The sequence below is a fragment of the Pseudomonas marvdashtae genome, assembly GCF_014268655.2.
Lineage (GTDB): Bacteria > Pseudomonadota > Gammaproteobacteria > Pseudomonadales > Pseudomonadaceae > Aquipseudomonas > Aquipseudomonas marvdashtae.
Genome location: NZ_JABWQX020000001.1, coordinates 3,428,660 through 3,450,893 on the forward strand (window position 1 = coordinate 3,428,660; position 22,234 = coordinate 3,450,893).

27 protein-coding genes and 1 pseudogene are annotated in these 22,234 nt (G+C 60.1%); 18 read left to right on the forward strand and 10 right to left on the reverse strand.

All coding sequences use genetic code 11. The features are described from left to right. Positions 1-71 precede the first annotated feature (71 nt). Both hppD and HU742_RS15340 read right to left on the reverse strand, forming a co-directional pair. Positions 72-1,148 carry a 4-hydroxyphenylpyruvate dioxygenase gene (hppD, locus tag HU742_RS15335; protein WP_186615560.1) on the reverse strand — a complete coding sequence of 359 codons (1,077 nt, stop codon included), beginning with the start codon at positions 1,146-1,148 and terminating at the stop codon, positions 72-74. 251 nt (positions 1,149-1,399) lie between these two features. Next, the gene (locus tag HU742_RS15340; protein WP_186641848.1) at positions 1,400-2,344 is read right to left on the reverse strand and encodes a DMT family transporter; all 945 of its coding nucleotides are present in this window, start codon (positions 2,342-2,344) and stop codon (positions 1,400-1,402) included. 95 nt (positions 2,345-2,439) lie between these two features. Here HU742_RS15340 and HU742_RS15345 point away from each other — a divergent pair. Next, positions 2,440-3,311: pseudogene (locus tag HU742_RS15345) on the forward strand (LysR family transcriptional regulator). 349 nt (positions 3,312-3,660) lie between these two features. Beyond that, positions 3,661-4,026: a histone-like nucleoid-structuring protein, MvaT/MvaU family gene (locus HU742_RS15350; RefSeq protein WP_186641221.1), complete on the forward strand. Its 366-nt coding sequence runs from the start codon at positions 3,661-3,663 to the stop codon at positions 4,024-4,026. A gap of 92 nt (positions 4,027-4,118) precedes the next feature. Here the strand turns inward: HU742_RS15350 and HU742_RS15355 are convergent, their stop codons facing one another. Continuing rightward, positions 4,119-4,655: a DUF4946 domain-containing protein gene (locus HU742_RS15355; protein WP_186643315.1), complete on the reverse strand. Its 537-nt coding sequence runs from the start codon at positions 4,653-4,655 to the stop codon at positions 4,119-4,121. A 187-nt stretch (positions 4,656-4,842) separates the two neighbouring features. Between HU742_RS15355 and gloA the strand changes: the two genes are divergently transcribed. After that, a complete protein-coding gene (gene gloA, locus HU742_RS15360; RefSeq protein ID WP_186614634.1) occupies positions 4,843-5,364 on the forward strand; it encodes a lactoylglutathione lyase in 522 nt (173 codons plus the stop codon). 68 nt (positions 5,365-5,432) lie between these two features. Here the strand turns inward: gloA and ahpF are convergent, their stop codons facing one another. From ahpF to galU, 4 genes are all read right to left on the reverse strand, one after another. After that, positions 5,433-6,995: an alkyl hydroperoxide reductase subunit F gene (ahpF, locus tag HU742_RS15365; RefSeq protein WP_186643335.1), complete on the reverse strand. Its 1,563-nt coding sequence runs from the start codon at positions 6,993-6,995 to the stop codon at positions 5,433-5,435. A gap of 123 nt (positions 6,996-7,118) precedes the next feature. Beyond that, positions 7,119-7,682: an alkyl hydroperoxide reductase subunit C gene (gene ahpC / locus HU742_RS15370; protein ID WP_020294651.1), complete on the reverse strand. Its 564-nt coding sequence runs from the start codon at positions 7,680-7,682 to the stop codon at positions 7,119-7,121. Between the two features lie 235 nt (positions 7,683-7,917). Further along, positions 7,918-9,273, reverse strand: a complete 1,356-nt coding sequence (gene gorA, locus HU742_RS15375; protein WP_186643314.1) for a glutathione-disulfide reductase — start codon at positions 9,271-9,273, stop codon at positions 7,918-7,920. 300 nt (positions 9,274-9,573) lie between these two features. Continuing rightward, positions 9,574-10,413: a UTP--glucose-1-phosphate uridylyltransferase GalU gene (galU, locus tag HU742_RS15380; RefSeq protein WP_003182953.1), complete on the reverse strand. Its 840-nt coding sequence runs from the start codon at positions 10,411-10,413 to the stop codon at positions 9,574-9,576. A gap of 232 nt (positions 10,414-10,645) precedes the next feature. Here galU and HU742_RS15385 point away from each other — a divergent pair, with 232 nt between their 5' ends. Both HU742_RS15385 and HU742_RS15390 read left to right on the forward strand, forming a co-directional pair. Next, entirely contained in the window at positions 10,646-10,861 is a 216-nt protein-coding gene (locus HU742_RS15385; RefSeq protein WP_186643313.1) for a hypothetical protein, read from the forward strand. A gap of 114 nt (positions 10,862-10,975) precedes the next feature. Then, the gene (locus HU742_RS15390) at positions 10,976-11,257 is read left to right on the forward strand and encodes a hypothetical protein (protein WP_186641229.1); all 282 of its coding nucleotides are present in this window, start codon (positions 10,976-10,978) and stop codon (positions 11,255-11,257) included. A gap of 1 nt (position 11,258) precedes the next feature. Here the strand turns inward: HU742_RS15390 and HU742_RS15395 are convergent, their stop codons facing one another. Both HU742_RS15395 and HU742_RS15400 read right to left on the reverse strand, forming a co-directional pair. Then, positions 11,259-11,489 (reverse strand): hypothetical protein, encoded by a 231-nt coding sequence (locus tag HU742_RS15395; RefSeq protein ID WP_186614642.1) that lies wholly within the window; start codon positions 11,487-11,489, stop codon positions 11,259-11,261. Positions 11,490-11,598: 109 nt separating this feature from the next. After that, a complete protein-coding gene (locus HU742_RS15400; protein ID WP_186614644.1) occupies positions 11,599-11,949 on the reverse strand; it encodes a hypothetical protein in 351 nt (116 codons plus the stop codon). Positions 11,950-12,156: 207 nt separating this feature from the next. On the opposite strand from HU742_RS15400, the gene HU742_RS15405 reads away from it, so the two are divergent. From HU742_RS15405 to ada, 5 genes are all read left to right on the forward strand, one after another. After that, on the forward strand, positions 12,157-12,459 hold the full coding sequence (locus tag HU742_RS15405; protein ID WP_186614646.1) for a DUF1883 domain-containing protein: 303 nt from the start codon (positions 12,157-12,159) through the stop codon (positions 12,457-12,459). Positions 12,460-12,488: 29 nt separating this feature from the next. Further along, a complete protein-coding gene (locus HU742_RS15410; RefSeq protein ID WP_186643312.1) occupies positions 12,489-12,656 on the forward strand; it encodes a hypothetical protein in 168 nt (55 codons plus the stop codon). A 135-nt stretch (positions 12,657-12,791) separates the two neighbouring features. Continuing rightward, complete coding sequence (locus tag HU742_RS15415; protein ID WP_186643311.1) at positions 12,792-13,511, forward strand: 2OG-Fe(II) oxygenase; 720 nt, start codon at positions 12,792-12,794, stop codon at positions 13,509-13,511. Continuing rightward, positions 13,498-14,178 (forward strand): DNA oxidative demethylase AlkB, encoded by a 681-nt coding sequence (gene alkB / locus HU742_RS15420; protein ID WP_437179885.1) that lies wholly within the window; start codon positions 13,498-13,500, stop codon positions 14,176-14,178. Before HU742_RS15415 ends, alkB begins: the two co-directional genes overlap by 14 nt. Before the next feature lie 88 nt (positions 14,179-14,266). Then, complete coding sequence (gene ada / locus HU742_RS15425; RefSeq protein WP_186641235.1) at positions 14,267-15,340, forward strand: bifunctional DNA-binding transcriptional regulator/O6-methylguanine-DNA methyltransferase Ada; 1,074 nt, start codon at positions 14,267-14,269, stop codon at positions 15,338-15,340. Here ada and HU742_RS15430 read toward each other — a convergent pair. Continuing rightward, a complete protein-coding gene (locus HU742_RS15430) occupies positions 15,304-15,792 on the reverse strand; it encodes a GyrI-like domain-containing protein (protein WP_186643310.1) in 489 nt (162 codons plus the stop codon). The two genes, ada and HU742_RS15430, sit on opposite strands and share 37 nt — an antisense overlap. Before the next feature lie 146 nt (positions 15,793-15,938). Here HU742_RS15430 and HU742_RS15435 point away from each other — a divergent pair, with 146 nt between their 5' ends. From HU742_RS15435 to HU742_RS15470, 8 genes are all read left to right on the forward strand, one after another. Next, positions 15,939-17,000 (forward strand): NAD(P)H-dependent flavin oxidoreductase, encoded by a 1,062-nt coding sequence (locus tag HU742_RS15435; protein ID WP_186643309.1) that lies wholly within the window; start codon positions 15,939-15,941, stop codon positions 16,998-17,000. A gap of 114 nt (positions 17,001-17,114) precedes the next feature. Further along, a complete protein-coding gene (gene modA / locus HU742_RS15440) occupies positions 17,115-17,867 on the forward strand; it encodes a molybdate ABC transporter substrate-binding protein (RefSeq protein ID WP_186643308.1) in 753 nt (250 codons plus the stop codon). Further along, positions 17,868-18,548 carry a molybdate ABC transporter permease subunit gene (gene modB / locus HU742_RS15445; RefSeq protein WP_186641243.1) on the forward strand — a complete coding sequence of 227 codons (681 nt, stop codon included), beginning with the start codon at positions 17,868-17,870 and terminating at the stop codon, positions 18,546-18,548. It abuts the gene before it with no gap. A gap of 3 nt (positions 18,549-18,551) precedes the next feature. Then, a complete protein-coding gene (gene modC, locus HU742_RS15450) occupies positions 18,552-19,631 on the forward strand; it encodes a molybdenum ABC transporter ATP-binding protein (protein WP_186643307.1) in 1,080 nt (359 codons plus the stop codon). A 97-nt stretch (positions 19,632-19,728) separates the two neighbouring features. Continuing rightward, complete coding sequence (locus HU742_RS15455; protein WP_186641247.1) at positions 19,729-20,766, forward strand: DNA topoisomerase IB; 1,038 nt, start codon at positions 19,729-19,731, stop codon at positions 20,764-20,766. Between the two features lie 134 nt (positions 20,767-20,900). Beyond that, the gene (locus HU742_RS15460; protein ID WP_186643306.1) at positions 20,901-21,464 is read left to right on the forward strand and encodes an ATP-dependent Clp protease proteolytic subunit; all 564 of its coding nucleotides are present in this window, start codon (positions 20,901-20,903) and stop codon (positions 21,462-21,464) included. 230 nt (positions 21,465-21,694) lie between these two features. After that, positions 21,695-21,874 carry a con-10 family general stress protein gene (locus HU742_RS15465; RefSeq protein ID WP_186614672.1) on the forward strand — a complete coding sequence of 60 codons (180 nt, stop codon included), beginning with the start codon at positions 21,695-21,697 and terminating at the stop codon, positions 21,872-21,874. A 63-nt stretch (positions 21,875-21,937) separates the two neighbouring features. Beyond that, complete coding sequence (locus HU742_RS15470) at positions 21,938-22,162, forward strand: hypothetical protein (RefSeq protein WP_186643305.1); 225 nt, start codon at positions 21,938-21,940, stop codon at positions 22,160-22,162. Positions 22,163-22,234 lie beyond the last annotated feature (72 nt).

The following is a 22,234-nucleotide window of genomic DNA, read 5'->3' on the forward strand; positions in this document are numbered from 1 at the left end:
GCCAAGCACCCACCGGAAATAAAAAACCCGCCAGGCATCACAGCCAGGCGGGTTTTTTCATGGGTCAGGCATCACTCGGTGGCAAGCACGCCACGACGCACCTGGTCACGCTCGATCGACTCGAACAGTGCCTTGAAGTTGCCTTCGCCGAAGCCGTCGTCGCCCTTGCGCTGGATGAATTCGAAGAACACCGGGCCCATCAGGGTTTCCGAGAAAATTTGCAGCAACAGGCGCTTGTCGCCCTGCTCGGAAGCGCCGTCCAGCAGGATGCCGCGCGATTGCAGTTCATCTACCGGTTCACCGTGGTTCGGCAGGCGGCCTTCGAGCATTTCGTAGTAGGTGTCCGGCGGTGCGGTCATGAAGCGCATGCCGATCTTCTTCAGCGCATCCCAAGTCTTGATCAGGTCGTCGGTCAGGAAGGCCACGTGCTGGATGCCTTCTCCGTTGAACTGCATCAGGAACTCCTCGATCTGCCCGGCGCCCTTGGACGACTCTTCGTTCAAGGGAATGCGGATCATGCCATCCGGGGCGGTCATGGCCTTGGACGTCAGGCCAGTGTATTCGCCCTTGATGTCGAAGTAGCGGATCTCGCGGAAATTGAACAGCTTCTCGTAGAAGTTCGCCCAATAGGCCATGCGTCCGCGATAGACGTTGTGCGTCAGGTGGTCAATTATTTTCAGGCCGGCACCGACTGGATTGCGGTCTACGCCTTCAAGGAAGACGAAATCGATGTCGTAGATCGAGCTGCCTTCGCCGAAACGGTCGATCAGGTACAACGGCGCGCCGCCGATGCCTTTGATCGCCGGCAGATTCAGTTCCATCGGGCCGGTTTCGATATGGATCGGCTGGGCGCCGAGTTCCAGGGCGCGCTGGTAGGCTTTTTGCGAGTCTTTGACACGGAACGCCATGCCGCACACCGACGGGCCATGCTCGGCGGCGAAGTAGGACGCCACGCTATTGGGCTCGTTGTTGAGGATCAGGTTGATCGCGCCCTGGCGATACAGGTGCACGTCCTTGGAACGGTGCGTGGCAACTTTGGTGAAGCCCATGATCTCGAAGATCGGCTCCAGGGTGTTGGGTGTAGGGGACGCGAATTCGATGAATTCAAAGCCCATCAGGCCCATCGGGTTTTCGTATAGATCTGCCATGTTGGCGCCTCATCATGCTTAATCAATTAACAAGAAACGTTAGTTGCCAGTGATGCTGAGGGCACGCGGCGGCGCGCAGGAAATACCACGAACGCTGCGGGCGAGGTAGTCGCCGTAGATCAGTTGAAACCCAAGTATCTTCATTGTCGACCCAAGGCTCTTGCGGGCGAGGCTTCTGCTGCCAGAAGACGTTATTCTTATATGCGTAAACGGATTCTACACAGCGTAACCCTGTTTGTCCGTCTTGGGTATCAAATCGCCTTTGCAGCCGAACGCGCAAGCGGTTTGTTGCACAGGAAAATTCCCGTCAGGATCAGCCCCCCGCCCACGCACATCATCGCCGTAAGCCGTTCGTCGAGTAGCAACGCACCGAGCAATACCGCCGTCAGCGGATTAAGCGCGATGAACACCCCGGAACGGGTCGCGCCGATTTTGCGGATACCGTCATACCAGGCGATATAGGCCAGCGCCGAGCCCAGCACGCCGAGATACAGCAGGCTCAGCCATTGCCTGATATCCAGGGCTGACAAAGCACCAAAATGGATATCGCCACTGGCGGCACAGGCCACCCACAACATCAAGGTGCCCAGCAGGATCGACCAGGTGACAGTCTGCAGAGGGCCCAGACTCTCACTCAGGCCCTTGGAAAACAGCGAATAGATCCCCCAGCCCAGCACGCAGCCAAAAATCAGCACGTCACCCATCCAACCCTGTCCCGTGGTCTGCAGCACGGACGGATCACGGTTGACGATCACCAACCCCGCCCCGCCGATGCACAACAGGATGCCGGCGACTTTCAAGCGACCCAGCCGCTCCCCGAACAGGCACCAGGACGCCAACCCGATCACCGCCGGGTTCAACGCCACAATCAGCGAGGCCCGCGACGCATTGATGTGCTGCAAGCCGTAAAAGAAGCACAGGTTGTAGACAAAGATGCCGAAGAAACCCAGCACCGCCAACCAAAGGCCCTGCTTCAGGCTGGGCTTGGCCAGGGGGATGCGGGCCAGGCCGAGAAACATCAGCAACGCGATACTCGCCAGCAGAAAGCGCAGGCTGGCGGCAAACATTGGGGCCAGGGCATCGGAGAGGATCCTGCCGGCGACGAAGGTCCCGCCCCAGATCATGGTCACCATGGCGAGCTTCAAGTAGACCGGCAGATCGGAAGGTGTTGGAACGGCGTGTTCGCCAGAGGTCATCGCTTCACCTAATTTGAGATTTATCCGAGTCCCGTATCACTGGGATGATGTATCGTTACTCTCATGTCTCATCATCGTAAAATGAGCTTTTACTCATGACCCTGACCCAACTGGAAATCTTTTCGCTGGTCGCCGAACTCCGCGGCTTCACTCCTGCGGCAATACGGTTGGGGATCGGTCAGTCCGGGGTGTCGCACGCCATCAAATCCCTGGAACAGGAATTGGGCGTCGAATTGTTCCGACGCCATCAATCCCTTGTGGAGCCCAGCGACATCGGCCAGCAACTGTTGTTGCGAGCCAGGGCGATGCTCGGACTAGCCGATACCTTGCGCCAGGAAGCCGCCGACGCCCGGGGCATGCGACGCGGGACCTTGCGCATAGGCTCGTTCGGCCCGACTTCCTCGATGAAATTGCTTCCGACCATCCTGCGGCGCTACCGCGCCTTGCACCCGGGAATCGAGGTGCATGTCGACGAAGGGCCGGACCGTCAGGTGCTCCAATGGCTGGATGAACGGCGTATCGACGTTGGTTTCGTGGTGCTACCCGAAGAACGCCTCGATACGTTCGCCTTGATGGAGGACCAGATGGTCGCCCTGTTGCCCGCCGCCCACCCCTCGCCGCCCGAACCAGCGTTGAGCTCAGGGATCTGTGCGACGACCCCTTCATACTCACCGAGGCGGGCTCGTCGGAATTGGTCTGGCGGCTGTTCAATAGCGCGCGACTCACTCCGAACGTACGCTATCGCTGCTCGCAACTGCTCAGTACGCTGGATATTGTCAGCCGCGGGGACGCGGTGAGTGTGGTGTCTGAAGGCTCGTTGCCTTCCATCGAGAATCCAGGGTTCGTTTTTCGGCCTCTGTCGCCTCCGATTCCAAGGCAGATCGGCCTGGCGGTGCTCGACCGCCGCCAGTCCTCGCCGGCAACCCTGGCGTTTATCGAGCTGGCCAGGACGCTGCTCCCGGTCTAACGTCAAGCATGCCCGCTGCGGCGAAGCTTGCTCACTTGGCGGGCATGCTTGAGTTATAAATAAATCGAGGGGAACAAGATCATAACTTTCGATAATCTTACCAGCATGAATCTAATAGCCAGATTCCGCCGCCAAGGTCTTGACGTTGGTGGCGTGCCTGAGGTGAATCCGTGCTGTTGTTACATAACGAAAAAGTTACGATTTACACTTTTTGGTTTAACTACTACAATTTTTTCTGCCTGTACCAGATAGCAGGAGAGACATTAGTCACCGAGTCGCTACAAGGCGCTGGGCTTATAGCTTTGTTTGCGGTTGGTATCAGCCATATATTTTGATTGGAGTAATGATATTGTCCAGACTCGCTGAATTTCGCAAAGCCGAAAAGGCCCTTCAAGAGCAGCTCGCGCAGCTGGAAGCCTTGAAGAATGACGCCGGGCTCAAGAAAGAAATCGAATTCGAAGAGAAGCTCCAGGGGCTGATGAAGACTTATGGCAAGGGCCTGCGCGACATCATCGCGATTCTCGATCCGAATCCATCCAAGTCAGGCCTGTCGCCGGCCAAGACGCCGAAGACCCGGCGTGCCCGTGTCGTCAAGGTGTACCAGAACCCGCATACTGGCGAATTGATCGAAACCAAGGGCGGCAACCATCGCGGCTTGAAATCCTGGAAAGAGGAGTATGGTGCGAGCACCGTTGATTCCTGGTTGCGCAGCTGAGAGCCACTACAATGCAAAAGCCCTGACGTAGACTCAGGGCTTTTTTATGGGCTGAACTTCTGGCTTGCTTCGAGCGCATTACGCCGAAGGTCTTATAGTTTCAGGCTATTTCGTACTGACTGTATTTCATCCTGGCTTTCAGCAAATACCTGCGCCTGTCCAGCGTAGGACAACACGTAGGCGCTCCCCTCGCTTAATGCTGCAACCAACGTCTGCGACAATACATGACTGCCGTTCTGCGTGATTGTGCAAGTGGTTTCCAAAGCGTTGACGCCGCCCAACATGGAAGGGTGAATCTTAGTGCATGCACTTTGATATCCGCCTTGAAAAAAATCTTTTTGGATGGATTTGCGCATTTCCAGCAACACGCCTTGCAAGTTGACTTGGTGACCGGCCTCCACGGGTGTGGCGGTCAGCTCCATGACCATTACCGCGTTGCCTGAAGGGTCGTTCTTGGTCGCACGCTGCCGGGTGGTGCCCGGTGGTGTCACGGGAGCTGACGCGTCGCCAGGGAGCGACTCGATGAGCCAGCCCTGGGGCCAGGTAACCTGCGGTTCGGCCGCACTGGCCCCAAGACTTGCAGCGATGACAAACAGCGGGACAACCAGCGAAAGGAACGGTCGAAACATTGCGTTGCACTCACGGACGAATCGTCAAGTCTGAAGCGCGTCGCACCGCGAGGCAATAGCCAGGTTTGGCGATGTCGCCCCCCTTGCGTATCATGGACACACCTGCAAGGAAGCCGTCTGACGCAAGCCCAGGACCGTCGCGCCAAGCGTGCGACGCCGTTTGCCCCACTTATTTTCCGGAGGGCCCATGAGCCTGCACGAACTCAACACTTTCCCTGGCGTCACCGCCCAGCCCGACGCTGCAACGGCCAAGTTCGTCTTCAACCACACCATGCTGCGGGTCAAGGACATCACCAAGTCTCTCGATTTCTACACCCGCGTGCTGGGTTTTTCCCTGGTGGAGAAACGCGATTTCCCGGAAGCCGAATTCAGCCTGTATTTCCTTGCGCTGGTCGACAAGAGCCAGATCCCGGCGGACGCTGCGGCGCGTACCGAGTGGATGAAATCGATCCCCGGCATCCTCGAACTGACCCACAACCATGGCACCGAAAACGACCCGGCATTTGCCTACCACAACGGCAACACCGACCCACGTGGCTTCGGCCACATCTGCATCTCGGTGCCGGACGTCGTCGCCGCCTGCGAGCGCTTCGAAGCGTTGGGCTGCGACTTCCAGAAGCGCCTGAGCGATGGCCGCATGAAAAGCCTGGCGTTCATCAAGGACCCGGACGGCTACTGGGTCGAAATCATCCAGCCCGCACCGCTGTAAACGCCTCGCCGGATAAAAAAACCCCATGGGCCGAAGCCCATGGGGTTTTGTTTTTCCAACGGCTGGCGTCAGGCCGGCGCGGAGGTGCGGATCAGGTGATCGAAAGCACTCAGCGAAGCCTTGGCGCCCTCGCCCACGGCGATGACGATCTGCTTGTACGGCACGGTGGTCACGTCACCGGCGGCGAACACGCCAGGGATCGAGGTTTCACCCCGGGCATCGACGATGATCTCGCCACGCGGTGACAGCTCGACGGTGCCCTTGAGCCAATCGGTGTTAGGCAGCAGGCCGATTTGCACGAAGATGCCTTCCAGCGCGACGTCGCGCACTTCACCGCTTGGACGGTCCTTGTAGCGAAGGCCGTTGACCTTCTGCCCGTCACCCGTCACTTCGGTGGTCTGGGCGTTGGTGATCACCGTCACGTTCGGCAGGCTGTGCAACTTGCGCTGCAACACCGCGTCGGCGCGCAGTTGGACGTCGAACTCCAGCAAGGTGACATGAGCCACGATACCGGCCAGGTCGATCGCCGCTTCGACGCCGGAGTTGCCGCCGCCAATCACCGCCACGCGCTTGCCTTTGAACAGCGGACCGTCGCAGTGCGGGCAGTACGCCACGCCCTTGTTGCGATATTGCTGTTCGCCCGGCACGTTCATTTCGCGCCAGCGAGCACCGGTCGCCAGGATCACGGTCTTGGCCTTGAGGCTCGCGCCGCTGGCGAACTTGATTTCATGCAGGCCGCCATCCTTGCCTGGCACCAGGCCGCCGGCACGTTGCAGGTTCATGATGTCGACGTCGTACTGCTTGACGTGCTCTTCCAGGGCGACGGCCAGTTTGGGGCCTTCGGTTTCCTGGACCGAGATGAAGTTCTCGATGGCCATGGTATCGAGCACCTGGCCGCCAAAACGCTCGGCCGCAACGCCAGTGCGGATGCCTTTACGGGCCGCGTAGATTGCCGCCGAAGCACCGGCCGGGCCACCGCCGACCACCAGCACATCAAAGGCATCCTTGGCGCTGATCTTCTCGGCCTGGCGTTCGATGCCGCTGGTGTCGATCTTGGCGAGAATCTCTTCAAGGCCCATGCGGCCCTGGCCGAAGTTGACACCGTTCAGGTAGATGCTCGGCACGGCCATGATCTGGCGCTCATCGACTTCGGCCTGGAACAGCGCACCGTCGATGGCGACGTGACGGATGTTCGGGTTCAGCACCGCCATCAGGTTCAGCGCCTGGACCACGTCCGGGCAGTTCTGGCACGACAGCGAGAAATATGTCTCGAAGTTGAACTCACCTTTAAGGGAGCGGATCTGTTCGATCACTTCGACACTGGCCTTCGAAGGGTGGCCACCGACTTGCAGCAGGGCCAGCACCAGCGAAGTGAATTCATGCCCCATGGGGATACCGGCGAAACGCAGGCTGATATCGGCGCCCGGGCGATTCAACGAAAACGATGGCTTGCGCGCATCGGTGCCGTTGTCGAGCAAGGTAATCTGGTTGGAAAGACTGGCAACGTCTTTGAGTAACGCGAGCATTTCCTGGGATTTCGCACCGTCGTCGAGGGATGCGACGATCTCGATCGGCTGGGTGACCCGTTCCAGGTATGACTTCAACTGAGCTTTAAGATTGGCGTCCAACATACGGGCGATTTCCATGTTTGAATTTCAGAAAAAACAACGCCCGAGCGAATCTCGCCCGGGCGTTTTTTGGGGCGAAGCGGCTTACTTGGTTAAGAGCGGATCGCCCTCGGATAACGCACTGGCTTAGATCTTGCCGACCAGGTCCAGGGACGGAGCCAGGGTGGCCTCGCCTTCTTTCCACTTGGCTGGGCAGACTTCGCCTGGGTGAGCAGCTACGTACTGAGCGGCCTTGATCTTGCGCAGCAGCTCGGAAGCGTCACGGCCTACACCACCGTCGTTGATTTCAACGATCTTGATCTGGCCTTCAGGGTTAATCACGAAGGTACCGCGGTCAGCCAGGCCAGCTTCTTCGATCAACACGTCAAAGTTGCGGGAGATGGTCAGGGTCGGGTCGCCGATCATGGTGTACTGGATCTTGCCGATGGCTGGCGAAGTGTTGTGCCAGGCAGCGTGAGCGAAGTGAGTGTCGGTCGAAACGCTGTAGATCTCGACGCCCAGCTTCTGGAATTCGGCGTAGTTGTCGGCCAGGTCTTCCAGTTCGGTTGGGCAAACGAAGGTGAAGTCAGCTGGGTAGAAGAATACGACAGACCACTTGCCTTTCAGGTCGGCGTCCGAGACTTCGACGAAAGCGCCGTTTTTGAAAGCGGTGGCTTTGAACGGTTTAACTTGGCTGTTGATGATAGGCATCGTTGACTCTCCGTCAGGGGTTGAAAAGTTGATGAGGTGAATCTTAGCCACTCATTCCGCTGAAGGCTCATTGGCAAACCTCATGCGAATGATTGGTTTTGGCTATCAGGAATCTATATAGATAGAAGAAATCTGTAGGCGCTGCCAAAGGTGGCGATCTGTTGATCGTGGCAATCGACGAACAGTTCACAAGGCTGGACCGATGGATCGCAGCCTTGTATTTGACGACGTTGAGTCAGGCGGTTGGTGTACGCATGGTGACGAATTCTTCGGCGGCGGTGGGATGAACGCCGATGGTTTCGTCGAAGTCGCGCTTAGTGGCGCCAGCTTTCAGGGCAATCGCCAGTCCTTGGACGATTTCCCCGGCATCCGGCCCGACCATATGGCAACCCAACACTTTGTCCGTCTTGGCATCGACCACCAGCTTCATCAGCGTGCGTTCCTGGCATTCGGTGAGGGTCAGTTTCATCGGCCGGAAACGGCTTTCGAAGATTTGCACTTCGTAGCCCTCTTCGCGGGCTTGCTCCTCGGTCAGGCCAACGGTGCCGATATTCGGCAAGCTGAACACGGCCGTGGGGATCATCCGGTAATCCACCAGGCGATATTGCTCGGGCTTGAACAGGCGGCGCGCCACGGCCATGCCTTCGGCCAGCGCGACCGGTGTCAGCTGCACGCGACCGATCACGTCGCCAATGGCCAGGATCGACGGCTCGGCGGTCTCGTACTTTTCATTGACCTGCACAAAACCTTTCTCATCCAGCGTGACGCCGGTGTTCTCCAGGCCGAGGTTGTCGAGCATGGGGCGCCGGCCGGTGGCGTAGAACACACAATCGGTAAGCAACGTCTTGCCATCCTTGAGCTCTACCCTCAGGCTGCCATCCTCCAGTTTTTCGATGCACTTGATGTCCGCGTTGAACTGCAGATCCAAGCCGCGACGCTCCAGCTCTTCGGCCAGATGCTTGCGCACCGCGCCGTCGAAGCCGCGCAGGAACAGGTCACCGCGATAGAGCAAGGAAGTTTGCGCGCCCATGCCATGGAAAATCCCGGCGAACTCCACCGCAATGTAACCGCCGCCCACCACGAGGATGCGCTTGGGCAGTTCCTTGAGGAAGAACGCCTCGTTGGAACCGATGGCATGCTCGCGCCCTGGAATGTCCGGAATCACCGGCCAGCCGCCCGTGGCGATCATGATGTGTTGGGCGGTATGGCGTTGGCCGTTGATCTCGACTTCGTGCGGACCGGTAATCTTCGCGTGGCCTTCATGCAGCGTGACGCCACTGTTGGCCAACAGGTTCCGGTAGATGCCGTTGAGTCGATTGATTTCGCGATCCTTGTTGGCGATCAGCGTGGCCCAGTCGAAACTTGCCTCGCCTGCCGTCCAACCATAGGCTGACGCCTGCTCGAAGTCCTCGGCGTAATGCGCGCCGTAGACCAGCAGTTTTTTCGGCACGCAGCCCACGTTCACGCACGTACCGCCCAGGTAACGGCTTTCCGCCACGGCCACCTTCGCGCCGAAACCGGCGGCAAACCGCGCCGCCCGCACACCGCCGGAACCGGCGCCAATCACATACAGATCAAAATCGTAGGCCATCTTCTATCTCCTTCGGCAGGTCATCAGCATACCTGCTGTTCCTGCATGGGAGCAGCCAGATTGGGCAGCGATGGAAATGATTATGGGGGCGCAAGCGCAAAAGCCAACCGGCATTTTGCAGGTCGCCTTTGTGGCGAGGGCTTGCTCCCGCTCGGCTGCGAAGCAGACGCAATTCAACGGGGCGCTTCGCGCCCAACGGGAGCAAGCTCCCTCGCCACGGGAATTCAGCGCCTGGAACGGCAGGCAAAAAAACGCCCCGAACCAGGCGGGGCGTTTTTTTTCAAGGCATGGCGCAGGCTATCAGTAAGCCTTGCCGGTCTTGTAGAAATTCTCGAAGCAGAAGTTGGTCGCGTCGATGTAGCCTTCGGCGCCGCCACAGTCGAAACGCTTGCCCTTGAACTTGTACGCCATCACGCAGCCATTCTGGGCTTGTTTCATCAGGGCGTCGGTGATCTGGATTTCACCGCCCTTGCCTGGCTCGGTCTGTTCGATCAGGTCGAAGATGTCCGGGGTCAGGATGTAACGACCAATGATCGCCAGGTTCGACGGGGCGTCTTCCGGCTTCGGCTTTTCAACCATGCTGTGAACGCGGTAGATGTCGTCGCGGATCATTTCACCCGCGATCACGCCGTACTTGTTGGTTTCCTGCGGATCGACTTCCTGGATCGCCACGATAGAGCAGCGGAACTGCTTGTACAGCTTGACCATCTGGGTCAGTACGCCGTCGCCTTCCAGGTTGACGCACAAGTCATCCGCCAGCACCACGGCGAACGGTTCGTCACCGATCAGCGGGCGGCCGGTCAGGATCGCGTGGCCCAGGCCTTTCATTTCAGTCTGACGGGTGTAGGAGAACGAGCACTCGTCCAGCAGTTTGCGAATGCCGACCAGGTATTTCTCCTTGTCGGTGCCCTTGATCTGGTTTTCCAGCTCGTAGCTGATGTCGAAATGGTCTTCCAGGGCGCGCTTGCCACGGCCGGTGACGATGGAAATTTCCGTCAGGCCTGCGTCAAGGGCTTCTTCGACGCCGTACTGGATCAGTGGCTTGTTCACCACCGGCAGCATTTCCTTGGGCATGGCTTTAGTCGCTGGCAGGAAGCGAGTACCGTAACCGGCTGCTGGGAACAAGCATTTCTTGATCATATAAGTCCTTGAAAAGGCGGTATGTACGAGTTTCGGCGCAGTCTAATCAGCCAGCAGGCGCCTTACAATGCCTGCACTGGCCAACCGATGCCATCATAGAGAAATAAACCGTCGGATAGTTCAATCCCCTTTCGTTCCGATGGTTCCAGCGGTCCCACTGTACGCCCCTGAGCGCTGTTTGCGAGCATTTGGCGTATCATGGCCGCCTTGATCACGCCAACGAGGCAGCTAGATGTCGGCAACACAGAACGCAAACGGTTATTCGGTCACCCAGGACAAGGACGGCCAATGGTGGATTACCAACTACCATGGTGAACAAGTCGCCGGCCCCCTGCCCAGTAAAGCCATGGCGGTTGAAGTGGCCGCAGTTTTCCAGGACGAACGCTCTGCCCCGGCCCCTCGGGAGCGTGAGCAGGCGCCCGCGCGCAATAATCGCCGCAAGAAGTAATCGATCGATCCCCATCGAGGCCAGGTTGTCTTGATGGGGCGCGTGGTTTAGCTGTACCGGAATGGCCATTCGCTATAATCTCGCGCCATTCCTCCCCTTCTCGATGACGATCCCATGAAAAAAATCCTGGCGCTGTTCGCAGTCCTGGCCTTGGCAGGCTGTGCCTCGGCACAAAAGACCTATCTGGATAACGGCGAACAGGGCCTGACCATCGATTGCTCGGGCGAGGCCAACTCCTGGGCGACTTGTTACGAGAAAGCCGATGCGTCCTGTGCCGGTACGGGCTACCGCATCGTCGGCACCGACGGCACGCCACAGGCCAAGGAAAGCGAGAAAACCCTTGGTGTCGACATCGGCAACTTCACCAGCCGTAGCGTGCTAGTGGTATGTAAATAATCTAGATGTGGATCTCGGCGAACTTGATGCCCAAGCCCCTCAGGGTCTCGATCAGGTCGTCGAGCCGGCTGAAAGATTCGACTTCGTCCTGGTCATCCACCAGGAAATAACTGCGCCCGGCGCTTTTCTTGAAAAATACGATCCACTCGCCCGGGCTTCCAGGGTTCTGGATCACATGGGTGGCGTGGATCAACCCTTCTGCGTGGCGCTCGCGCACCTGCTCGCGTTTCATCGACTCAACTCCATAAATGACAATGCCGCCAACGTTCACCGTGGCGGCATTATTTTTGTCGAGGGCGCAGCTTAACCGATGCCCGGCCTGCTCGTCAGGCCGAGCGTGCTCAGCCGGAGATGCAAGCGTTGGCCGCGTCCTGCACATCACCCGGGCGCACCGGCACGTTGGACATGCTTTCGTGCAACTTGATGCTGCTGCCGCTGGAGCGCTCGTCAATGTCAAATACCGCGGCCGGCAGCGCCGACAGCTTGCCGGGGACGATCATCCGGACACCGTTCTTGTGCGGCTCCATCTGCAGCGGGCCACGGGTCTTCAGCAACTTGTCGGCCACGCACTTGGCGTATTCATGGGGTTTCTTCCCGGAGATGACGCTCATGGTGGGAGGCGACTGGTTGATGTCCGATACCGATGCACATCCACCCAAGGCCAAGGCCAATACCCACACGCTGCGCTTCATATGATTCCTCCGGTAAAGACCCTCCGACAATGCAAACGCCGTTTTTCTCCGGCGCCCTGCGCTTTTTTATCCATCCCGCGCGCAGTAAATGGACGGCACCTGGAACGGGGGACGGATATTAACCCGCGGTGCTGATAAACTGCGCGCCATAATTATTGCTCCACCTTACCGTCTTGATTTGCAAGAAATGCCCTTCTGGAGGCGCCCATGAAATTCATCCACCAGCGCGAGCACCTCAACGAGGACGATATCGTCGTTATCGAATGCTCCCAAATGTGCAACATCCGTTTGATGAACGACGCCAATTTCCGTAGTTTCAAGAACGGTGGCCGGCACACTTACCATGGCGGCGCATTCGACACGTTCCCGGCCAAGATTACCGCGCCTAGCACCGGTTTCTGGAACATCACCATCGACACCGTCAGCCATCGCGCCATCAGCGTCACACGCAAGCCGACCCTGACCCACAAAATCAAGATCATCCGGCGCTCCAGCTCGAAACTGAGCTGAGCCGCCCCGTGCCAAAGACAGGACAGACCGTGGCCCAGACAACCAAATACGTGATCAAGTACAAGCTCAACGGCGAACGCCGCTTCGAGTTCGCGCAGTTGCAAGATGGCACCGAAGAAGAAGCCAAGGCAGAGCTGGAGAAGCTGCATGGCGAGAGCGATGAGATCAGCGAGGTCAAGGTCACCAAGGCGCTTTAAAGACGCAGCCATATGCATCCGTGGCGAGGGGATTTATCCCCTCACCACAAAAGCTTTTCAATACCGCAAGAATCGGGGTGCCCGACAACACAGCACTTTCCAGACTGAGCAGTCCTTCCATCAAGGGTTGCAATAATGTTCCCTACGCTCCCCCTGCCCCGCCCCATCGCCGACCTCGACTGGCCCGCCCTGGAACAAAGCCTCGACCTGGACGGCTGCGCAATCATCCGCAATCTGCTGCCGGCCGCGCTTTGCCTGGAACTCAGTGGCTTGTACGCCCAGCCCGGGCTGTTTCGTTCCCGGGTGATCATGGCGCGTCATGGATTCGGCCGTGGTGAGTACCAGTATTTTCGTTACCCGCTGCCTGAGGCCATCCAACAACTGCGTCAGTCGCTGTATCCGCTGTTGGTGCCGCTGGCTAACCGCTGGAATGAATGCATGGGTTTGCCAGTACGATATCCCGACCAGCACGCCGATTTCGTCCAGCGCTGTCACGCTGCCGGGCAACAACGTCCCACGCCCTTGCTGTTGCAATACGGCCCGCAGGATTACAACTGCCTGCATCAGGATCTGTACGGTGAGCACGTGTTCCCTTTGCAGGTGGCGATCCTGCTGTCGGCACCGGACCTGGACTTTACCGGTGGCGAGTTTGTCTTGACCGAGCAACGTCCGCGCATGCAGTCGCGTCCCCAGGTCATCGATCTGAAACAGGGCGATGCCGTGGTGTTTGCCGTGCACCAGCGCCCCGTCAAAGGCGTTCGCGGTTATTATCGGGTGAACTTGCGCCACGGCGTCAGCCGCGTGCTCAGCGGCCGCCGGCATACACTCGGGATCATTTTTCATGATGCGCAATGACAATACGCCCATCACCTTGGACCTGTTCGCCGACCAGGCGCCCACCACGCCCGGCCAGGCCGAACAGATCGGCGAGCAGTCCTTCGTGCTGCGCGGGTTTGCCTTGCCCTGGCTCGACCGGTTGCTGCCGGCGCTGGATGCAGTGTTGCAGGCCGCACCGTTCCGGCAAATGGTCACGCCCGGCGGCTTTACCATGTCGGTCGCCTTGAGCAGCTGCGGCGCGCTCGGCTGGACCACTGACCGCAGCGGCTACCGTTACACAGCCCATGACCCGCAGACAGGCCAACCCTGGCCGGACATGCCGGCGGTTTTCCGCGAACTGGCGCGCGCCGCTGCCCGGCAGGCACAGTTCGAGCATTTCGAACCCGATGCCTGCCTGATCAACCGCTACGTGCCCGGCGCGAGGATGTCGCTGCACCAAGACAAGAACGAACGCTCCCTCAGTGCCCCTATCGTCTCGATGTCCCTGGGTCTGCCGGCGGTGTTCCAATTCGGCGGCTTCGAGCGCAGCGATAAAAGCCTGCGGATCCCGCTGTTCCACGGTGACATCGTGGTCTGGGGCGGCGTGGATCGGTTGCGTTATCACGGCGTGCTGCCACTCAAGCAGGGAGAGCATCCGCAACTGGGCGCCCAGCGGATCAACCTGACGTTTCGCACCGCCGGCTGAAGGTGCCGAATTCAACCGCAAGACCCGGAGTGTTGCCGCCATGCGGGCTCGCTACTGTAGGCAAAACGGGCCAATGGATAGAACGACCATGAACAACACTTCCAACACCCTCGCCCCTGAACTCGACCCTCGTTGGGCCGCCGTGCTCGCTCGGGACCCGCGCGCCGATGGGCAATTCGTCTACGGTGTGAGAACCACCGGCATCTATTGCCACCCCAGCAGCCTGTCGCGCCTGCCCAACCCGCGCAACGTCGAATTCTTCGATACGCCGGAACAGGCCCAGGCAGCCGGGTATCGTCCCAGCAAACGCATCGCCAGGGACCAGACGCAGATCGCCGCGCAGCAAGCGGCGCGGGTCGCGGCCGCTTGCCGGCAGATCGAGGCAGCTGAAAACCTTCCTGGGCTCAGTGAACTGGCCGAAGCCGCGGGCCTGAGCCCGTTCCATTTTCATCGGGTCTTCAAGGCCGTTACCGGCCTGACGCCCAAAGCCTATGCCGCCGCCCACCGCTCACGCAAAGTGCGCGAACGCCTGGCCGATGCCGGGACAGTCACCGAAGCGCTGTACGACGCGGGGTTCAATTCCAACAGCCGGTTTTATGAAGCCGCCGATAAAGTCCTCGGCATGAAACCCGCCGACTACCGCGCCGCCGGGCAGAACACCGACATTCGCTTCGCCGTCGGCCAGTGCTCCCTCGGGGCGATCCTGGTGGCGCAAAGCGAGCGAGGCGTGTGCGCGATCCTGCTGGGGGACGACCCGGATGTCCTGGTGCGCGACCTGCAAGACAAATTCCGTCGCGCCAACCTCATTGGTGCCGACCGGGAATTCGAGCAATTGATTGCCCAGGTGGTGGGCTTCATCGAAGCACCGGCGCTGGGGCTGGACCTGCCACTGGATCTACGCGGCACCGCTTTCCAGGAGCGGGTCTGGCAAGCCCTGCGGGAGATCCCGCCAGGCAGCACCGCCAGCTACGCCGAGATCGCCCAGCGCATCGGCCTGCCCAAGGCGGTGCGCGCCGTGGCCCAGGCCTGCGGCGCCAACAGCCTCGCGGTGGCGATCCCCTGTCACCGGGTGGTGCGCAGCGACGGCAACCTGTCGGGCTATCGCTGGGGCGTCGAGCGCAAGCGTCAGTTGCTGGCGCTTGAACGCTCGTCCGAAGACTGAACGCCGATGTAGATCGCGACCGAGTCGGGGGCGTTGTACACCTCGAAATCGGTGGTGAAACGACGCAGGGTCTGCGGGTTATCGGCGAAATACGCCCAGATCAAGCCCCAAGCCTCGATCACGCAGTCAGGCATCGGCCCCTTGGCCGAGAACACCAGGTAATCCCCGCCCTCGACGTTAACGGCGGGGTAGCCTGCGCTGGTGGCATCGACCTGCACACCGGCAGTCACGTTGAAGTAGCCGGTGGCGTCGGACTCATAGTCGGAGTACACCCCATAGACGAACGATTCCGACTGCCTGGCCGGGATCTGGTCGAACAGCCCTTCGGTGAAGAACCGCTGCCACATCGGGCCGATCCTGGCCGTGTCGCCCTGTTGCTCCTCGGAGTTGCGGGTGCGCACCTGCAAGCCGGCAACGGTGAACGGTTCGACTGTCTTGAGTTTCACATCCATGGGTCAGGCTCCTTGATGAGTGAAGCCGCATGGTACCCATCCCATCGCCAGGAACAACCCCGCGTACCGATTGAAAAACTCGACTGGCCTCGGCCGGGTCACTCCTGCTAAAAGCGTTGTTTCCTTCTGCCGTCGGAGACCCGTACATGAGCCAGTGGCCAGACACGCGCATTGTTGACCTGCTCGGGATCGAGCTTCCCATCATCCAGGGGCCGCTGGCCGGGGTGACCGGTCCGGCCATGGTGGTCGCCACCTGCAATGCCGGGGGGCTGGGCTCGATGCCGGCGGCAATGCTGGATGTGGAGCAACTGCGCCAGGCGCTGACGACGATCAGCGAACAGACCGACAAACCCTTCAACGTGAATTTTTTCTGCCACCAGCCACCGGCGTTCGACGCGCAGCGGGCCGAGGCCTGGAAGCAACACCTCAAGCCTTATTACCAAGAGCTGGGCGCCGATTTCGAGGCGCCGACACCCGTGTCAAATCGCACTCCGTTCGACGATGCGGCCTGCCGGGTGCTGGAAGAAATGCGCCCCAGGGTGGTGAGCTTTCATTTCGGCCTGCCGGAAAAATCGTTGCTGGATCGGGTCAAGGCCACCGGGGCGAAAATCCTCTCTTCGGCCACCACCGTCGACGAAGCGATTTGGCTCGAACAGCACGGTTGCGACGCGATCATCGCCATGGGCTATGAAGCCGGCGGGCATCGCGGGATGTTCTTGAGCGACGACCTCAACACCCAGGTGGGCCTGTTCGCCTTGCTGCCACAGGTGGTGGACGCGGTGAAAGTGCCGGTGATCGCCACCGGTGGTATTGGCGATGCACGGGGAATCGTCGCGGCGTTTGCCCTTGGCGCGTCGGCGGTGCAACTGGGCAGCGCCTATCTGTTCACGCCAGAAGCCAAGATCAGCGACTCCCATCGCCGGGCGCTGCACACGGCCAAGGAAAGCCAGACCGCCATCACCAACCTGTTCACCGGTCGCCCCGCCCGGGGCATCGTCAACCGGGTGATGCGTGAAGTCGGCCCAATGAGCCCGCTCGCGCCGGCCTTTCCTCTGGCGGGCGGTGCATTGATGCCCCTGCGTGCCAAGGATGACGCGGACTTCGCCAATCTCTGGGCCGGCCAGGCTTTTCCCATGGGTCGCGAGCTGTCGAGCGGCGAGCTGACCCGGCGCTTGGCCGAGGAAGCGCTGGCCCGTTTCAAGGGCTGACTGGACGGCGACGTCTACACGAGCAAGGCCGCTCCCGCAAATGCAGCGTTCCGTTTGTGGTGTATTCGCTATATATTCCGCTATATAGCGATACCGCCCCACGGAGCCTCTTTCATGCGCCTCACCCGCTTTGCGCCGTTGCTGCTGATCCCGCTGCTGGCCATTGGCGCTGCCCAAGCCGAGGAAGTCCAGGTCGCCGTTGCGTCCAACTTCACCGCGCCGATGCAAGCTATCGCCAGCGATTTTGAAAAGGACACCGGCCACAAACTGACAGCCGCCTTCGGCGCGACCGGGCAGTTCTACACCCAGATCAAGAACGGCGCGCCGTTCGAGGTCTTCCTCGCCGCCGACGACACGACGCCGGCCAGGCTGGAAAGCGAAGGCGATACGCTCAAGGGCTCGCGCTTCACCTACGCCATCGGCACGCTGGCGTTATGGTCGGCCAAGGCCGGTTATGTCGACAGCGAGGGCCAAGTCCTGCGCGAGAACGGATTCCAGCATCTGTCCATCGCCAACCCGAAAGCCGCGCCCTACGGCCTGGCCGCCACTCAGGTACTGGAAAAACTTGGGTTGACCGCGCAAGTCAAAAGCAAAATCGTCGAAGGCCAGAACATTACCCAGGCCTATCAATTTGTCTCCACGGGCAATGCCGAGTTGGGCTTCGTGGCCCTGTCCCAGGTGTACAAGGACGGCAAGCTGGCGAGCGGTTCAGCGTGGATCGTCCCGCCCGAGCTGCATGATCCGATCAAGCAGGACGCGGTGATTCTCGGCAAAGGCCGGGACAACCCCGCCGCGCTCGCATTGTTGGAATATCTCAAGGGCCCAAAAGCCGCCGCGATCATCCAAGCCTACGGTTATCAACGCTAAATGCCGCTGACCAGTGCCGACTACGCCGCCATCTGGCTGACCCTGAAACTGGCGTCGCTGACCACGGTCATCCTGCTGCTCATCGGCACGCCCATTGCCCTGTGGCTGTCGCGCACCCGGTCATGGCTGCGCGGGCCTGTGGGCGCGGTAGTCGCCCTTCCGCTGGTGCTGCCGCCCACAGTTATCGGCTTCTATCTGCTGCTGGCGTTAGGACCCAATGGCTGGATCGGCCAGTTTACCCAAGCGCTCGGGTTGGGCACCCTCACCTTCAGCTTTACCGGACTGGTGATTGGCTCGGTCATTTACTCCATGCCCTTTGTGGTGCAGCCGTTGCAGAACGCTTTTTCCGCCATCGGCAGTCGTCCGCTGGAAGTCGCCGCCACCCTGCGCGCCGGCCCCTGGGACACGTTTTTCAGCGTGGTCGTGCCCCTGGCCCGGCCCGGCTTCATCACTGCGGCGATTCTCGGTTTCGCCCACACCGTCGGCGAATTTGGCGTGGTGCTGATGATCGGCGGCAACATCCCGGAAAAGACGCGGGTGGTGTCGGTGCAGATCTACGACCATGTCGAAGCCCTCGAGTACGCCCAAGCCCACTGGCTGGCGGCGGCGATGTTGGTGTTTTCCTTCCTGGTGCTGCTGGCGTTGTACTCCAGCCGCCGGGCACGCGCAGGTTGGAGCTGATCGATGATCCAGGCGAAATTTCAACTCAGCCATGGAGATTTTTCCCTGGACCTGGACGTGCGGCTGCCCGGCAATGGCGTGACGGCGCTGTATGGCGAGTCCGGCTCCGGCAAGACCACGTGCCTGCGCTGCATCGCCGGGTTGGAGCGGCCGGCGCAGGGTTTCATCGAGGTCAATGGCCAGGTGTGGCAGGACAGCGAGCGCGGCGTATTCGTGCCGCCCCATCAACGCGCGTTGGGGTACGTCTTCCAGGAGGCAAGCCTGTTCGAGCACCTTTCGGTAAGCGACAACCTTTCGTTCGGTCTCAAGCGGGTGGCACCGGCGCAGCGACGCGTGGACATGGACCACGCGACGCAACTGCTGGGCATCGGTCATTTGCTCGACCGGCGACCGTACAACCTGTCCGGCGGCGAACGCCAGCGCGTGGGCATCGCCCGCGCCCTGCTCACCAGCCCCCGCTTGTTGCTGATGGATGAGCCGCTGGCGGCTCTCGATACGCGGCGCAAGAATGAAATCCTGCCGTACCTGCAACGGCTGCATGACGAGCTGGACATACCGATCCTCTACGTCAGCCATTCCCAGGACGAAGTGGCGCGCCTGGCTGATCACATCGTCCTGCTCGACGCCGGCCGCGCCCTGGCCAGCGGCCCGATCGGCGAAACCCTGGCCCGGCTCGACCTGCCCCTGGCTCAAGGCGATGACGCGGGCGTGGTAATCCAGGGCAGCGTCAGCGGCTATGACCCCGCGTACCAATTGCTCACCTTGACACTGCCCGGCAGCCAGCTCCAGGTGCGCGTCGCCCATCAGCCAATGGCTGTCGGCCAGCCGCTGCGCTTCAAGGTCCAGGCCCGGGACGTCAGCCTGAGCCTGGCGAACGACGCGCAGACCAGCATCCTCAATCGGTTGCCGGTCACGGTGGTCAGCGAACTGGCCGGCGACAACGCCGCCCATGTCCTGATCCGACTGGAAGCCGCCGGCACGCCGCTGCTGGCGCGCATCACCCGTTACTCCCGGGACCAGTTAAAGCTTCAACCCGGCCAGGTGCTGTGGGCGCAGATCAAGGCAGTGGCGGTGTTGGCGTAGAACCTAGGATTGGGGCGACAGCAGAATCTCGGCACGACCGCAACGGGCAGCGGTCAATGAATTCACAGGCCACTGAATTCGTCGCCAAGGATCAATCATGCCCGACACGCTACTGCCCGATGCACTCCCGGCCGACCTCCACTATGTCGATGACACCGCCCCGGGCATCACCCGCAAGAAATTGCGCGGCAAGTTCTGCTATTTCGACCCGTCGGGCCAGCGCCTTACCGACCCTGCCGAAATCCAGCGCATCAACGCCCTTGCCGTTCCGCCGGCCTACACCGATGTGTGGATCTGCACCGACCCGCGCGGCCATATCCAGGCCACCGGGCGCGACGCTCGGGGACGCAAGCAGTACCGCTATCATTCGCGCTGGCGCGAAGTGCGCGATGCCGACAAGTATTCACGCATGCTGGAATTCGGACGCACCCTGCCCCGCTTGCGCAAACGCCTGGAGGAAATCCTCGCCACACCCGGTTTCAGCCGCGATAAAGTCATGGCGACGGTCATCACCTTGCTCGACGTGACGCTGATCCGCGTCGGCAACACGCAATATGCCCGGGACAACCGCTCCTATGGCTTGACCACCCTGCGCAACAAGCACGTCGAGGTCAACGGCAGCGCCATCGCGTTCCAGTTCCGCGGCAAGAGTGGCGTCGAACACCAGATCACCGTAAAAGACCGGCGCCTGGCGCGAATCGTCAAGCGCTGCCAGGAAATTCCCGGACAAAACCTTTTTCAATACCTGGACGAGAACGGCGAGCGTCACGCCATCACGTCTTCGGATATCAACGCCTACCTCAAGACGCTCACTGGCGCGGACTTCACCGCCAAGGATTATCGCACCTGGGCCGGCAGCGCCGCGGCGCTGGACGGGCTGCGGACGTTGCAATGGGAGACCGAAACCGAAGCCAAGCGCCATGTCGCCGAGATGGTCAGGCAGGTCGCACGGCAGTTGGGCAACACGCCCGCCGTCTGTCGCAAATGCTACATCCACCCCGCCGTGTTGGAAGGATTCATGCGCGGTGTCCTGCGCGAACTGCCTAAACCTCGGGTGCGCAAAGGCCTGAGTGCGCAAGAAGCCGCGCTGACGATGTTCCTGCAACGCATGACCCAAGCGGTCGAAGCCTGTTGAGCGAAGCGCTGGATGAGTGACCGCTCTGGATTTGCCCGCGACACAGTGGAACATCCGACAGCAGGCGAACTCCCAACTGTACAGAGCCGCTGATCCGCAGACTCGTCACCGCGTCAAGCCGAGAGGAGTTTCAGATGTCCGAACACATTGTCCATTTCCATTGCCAGATCGACCAGGGAACCACCGAACGCTTCCGGGACAACTGCCTGGAAGCCATCGAAAAAGGCGCCGACTCGCTGATGCTCAACCTGTCTACGGTCGGCGGCAGCACCAATTTCGGCTTCACCCTCTACACCTTCATCAAGTCCCTCCCCGTGCCCGTACGAGCGGTGAATGCCGGCAACATCGAGTCGATGGGCATCGTCATGTACCTCGCCGCCAGCGACCGCACCACCGCCCCGCACTCACGCTTTCTGATCCACCCGATGAATTGGTATTTCGGCCAGAAATCGGTGGACCATTCGCGCCTGCGCGAATACTTGTCCAGCCTGGACAACGACGTGGCGCGGTATGTGGAAATCTATGTGAAGGAAACCGCCGGCGCCGCCACGCAACTGGATATTTTCAAATGTCTCTGCGCGGAGGAGCGCGTGATCCCGGCCGAAAACTCCTTGGCCTTCGGCATTGCCCACCGCGTGGAACAAGTGGTGTTTCCAGCCGAGGCCAAGCATTGGAAAGTCAGCGGCGGCGAGGATTGAAACAACCCGGGAACGATGAACAAATACAATTTGCCAGCGCCAGGTTTATTAACAAAATCGATACTGTATAAGTTCAAGCGAAACGGCTGTCCAAGTTTTACGTTGCGGTATTTTCAACTCGATGCCATTCGTCGCCAGCGAAACGTTTTTTTTAAACTTCCCTGGGCAGTTTTCTTTCACAGTACTGCGAGGCACGATTTACTCGCTTAACCAAAATGAGGAATCTCGAAATGGCTAATAGCGGAAACAAAAACCCAGGTAACTTCGCAAACGACCGCGAGAAAGCATCCGAAGCCGGCAAGAAAGGCGGACATGCTTCTGGTGGCAACTTTGCCAACGACCGGGAAAAAGCCTCTGAAGCCGGCAAAAAAGGTGGCGAACGCAGCCATGGCGGTGGCAGGAAATCGTAAGCTGGAGAACCGTTGGGGCGCGGCCTGACCGCGCCCTGGCGCTTAACCCTGTCGAGGTCACGCATGAGCCAGGATCGATTCATCGTCAGTTTCATCGCCGACGGCCAACCCGACAACCGGGTGCTGGAGTACGATGCCGAGACTCTCAGCCCCAAAAAAGCCGAGGCACTTCTGAGGGTTACGTTTGCAGAACTAAAGAGCGTCAAGATAACTGACGTTCAAGTTCAGAAAAGAACCAAGCCAAACGAAACGGAACATGATGTGCCGGGGCACTTTAAACAGCCGTAGCCTATATAGACCCGCCCTGACCAACTCCCAGCCTATATATCTCCCGCTGGGCTGCACAGCAGCCCTGATAAT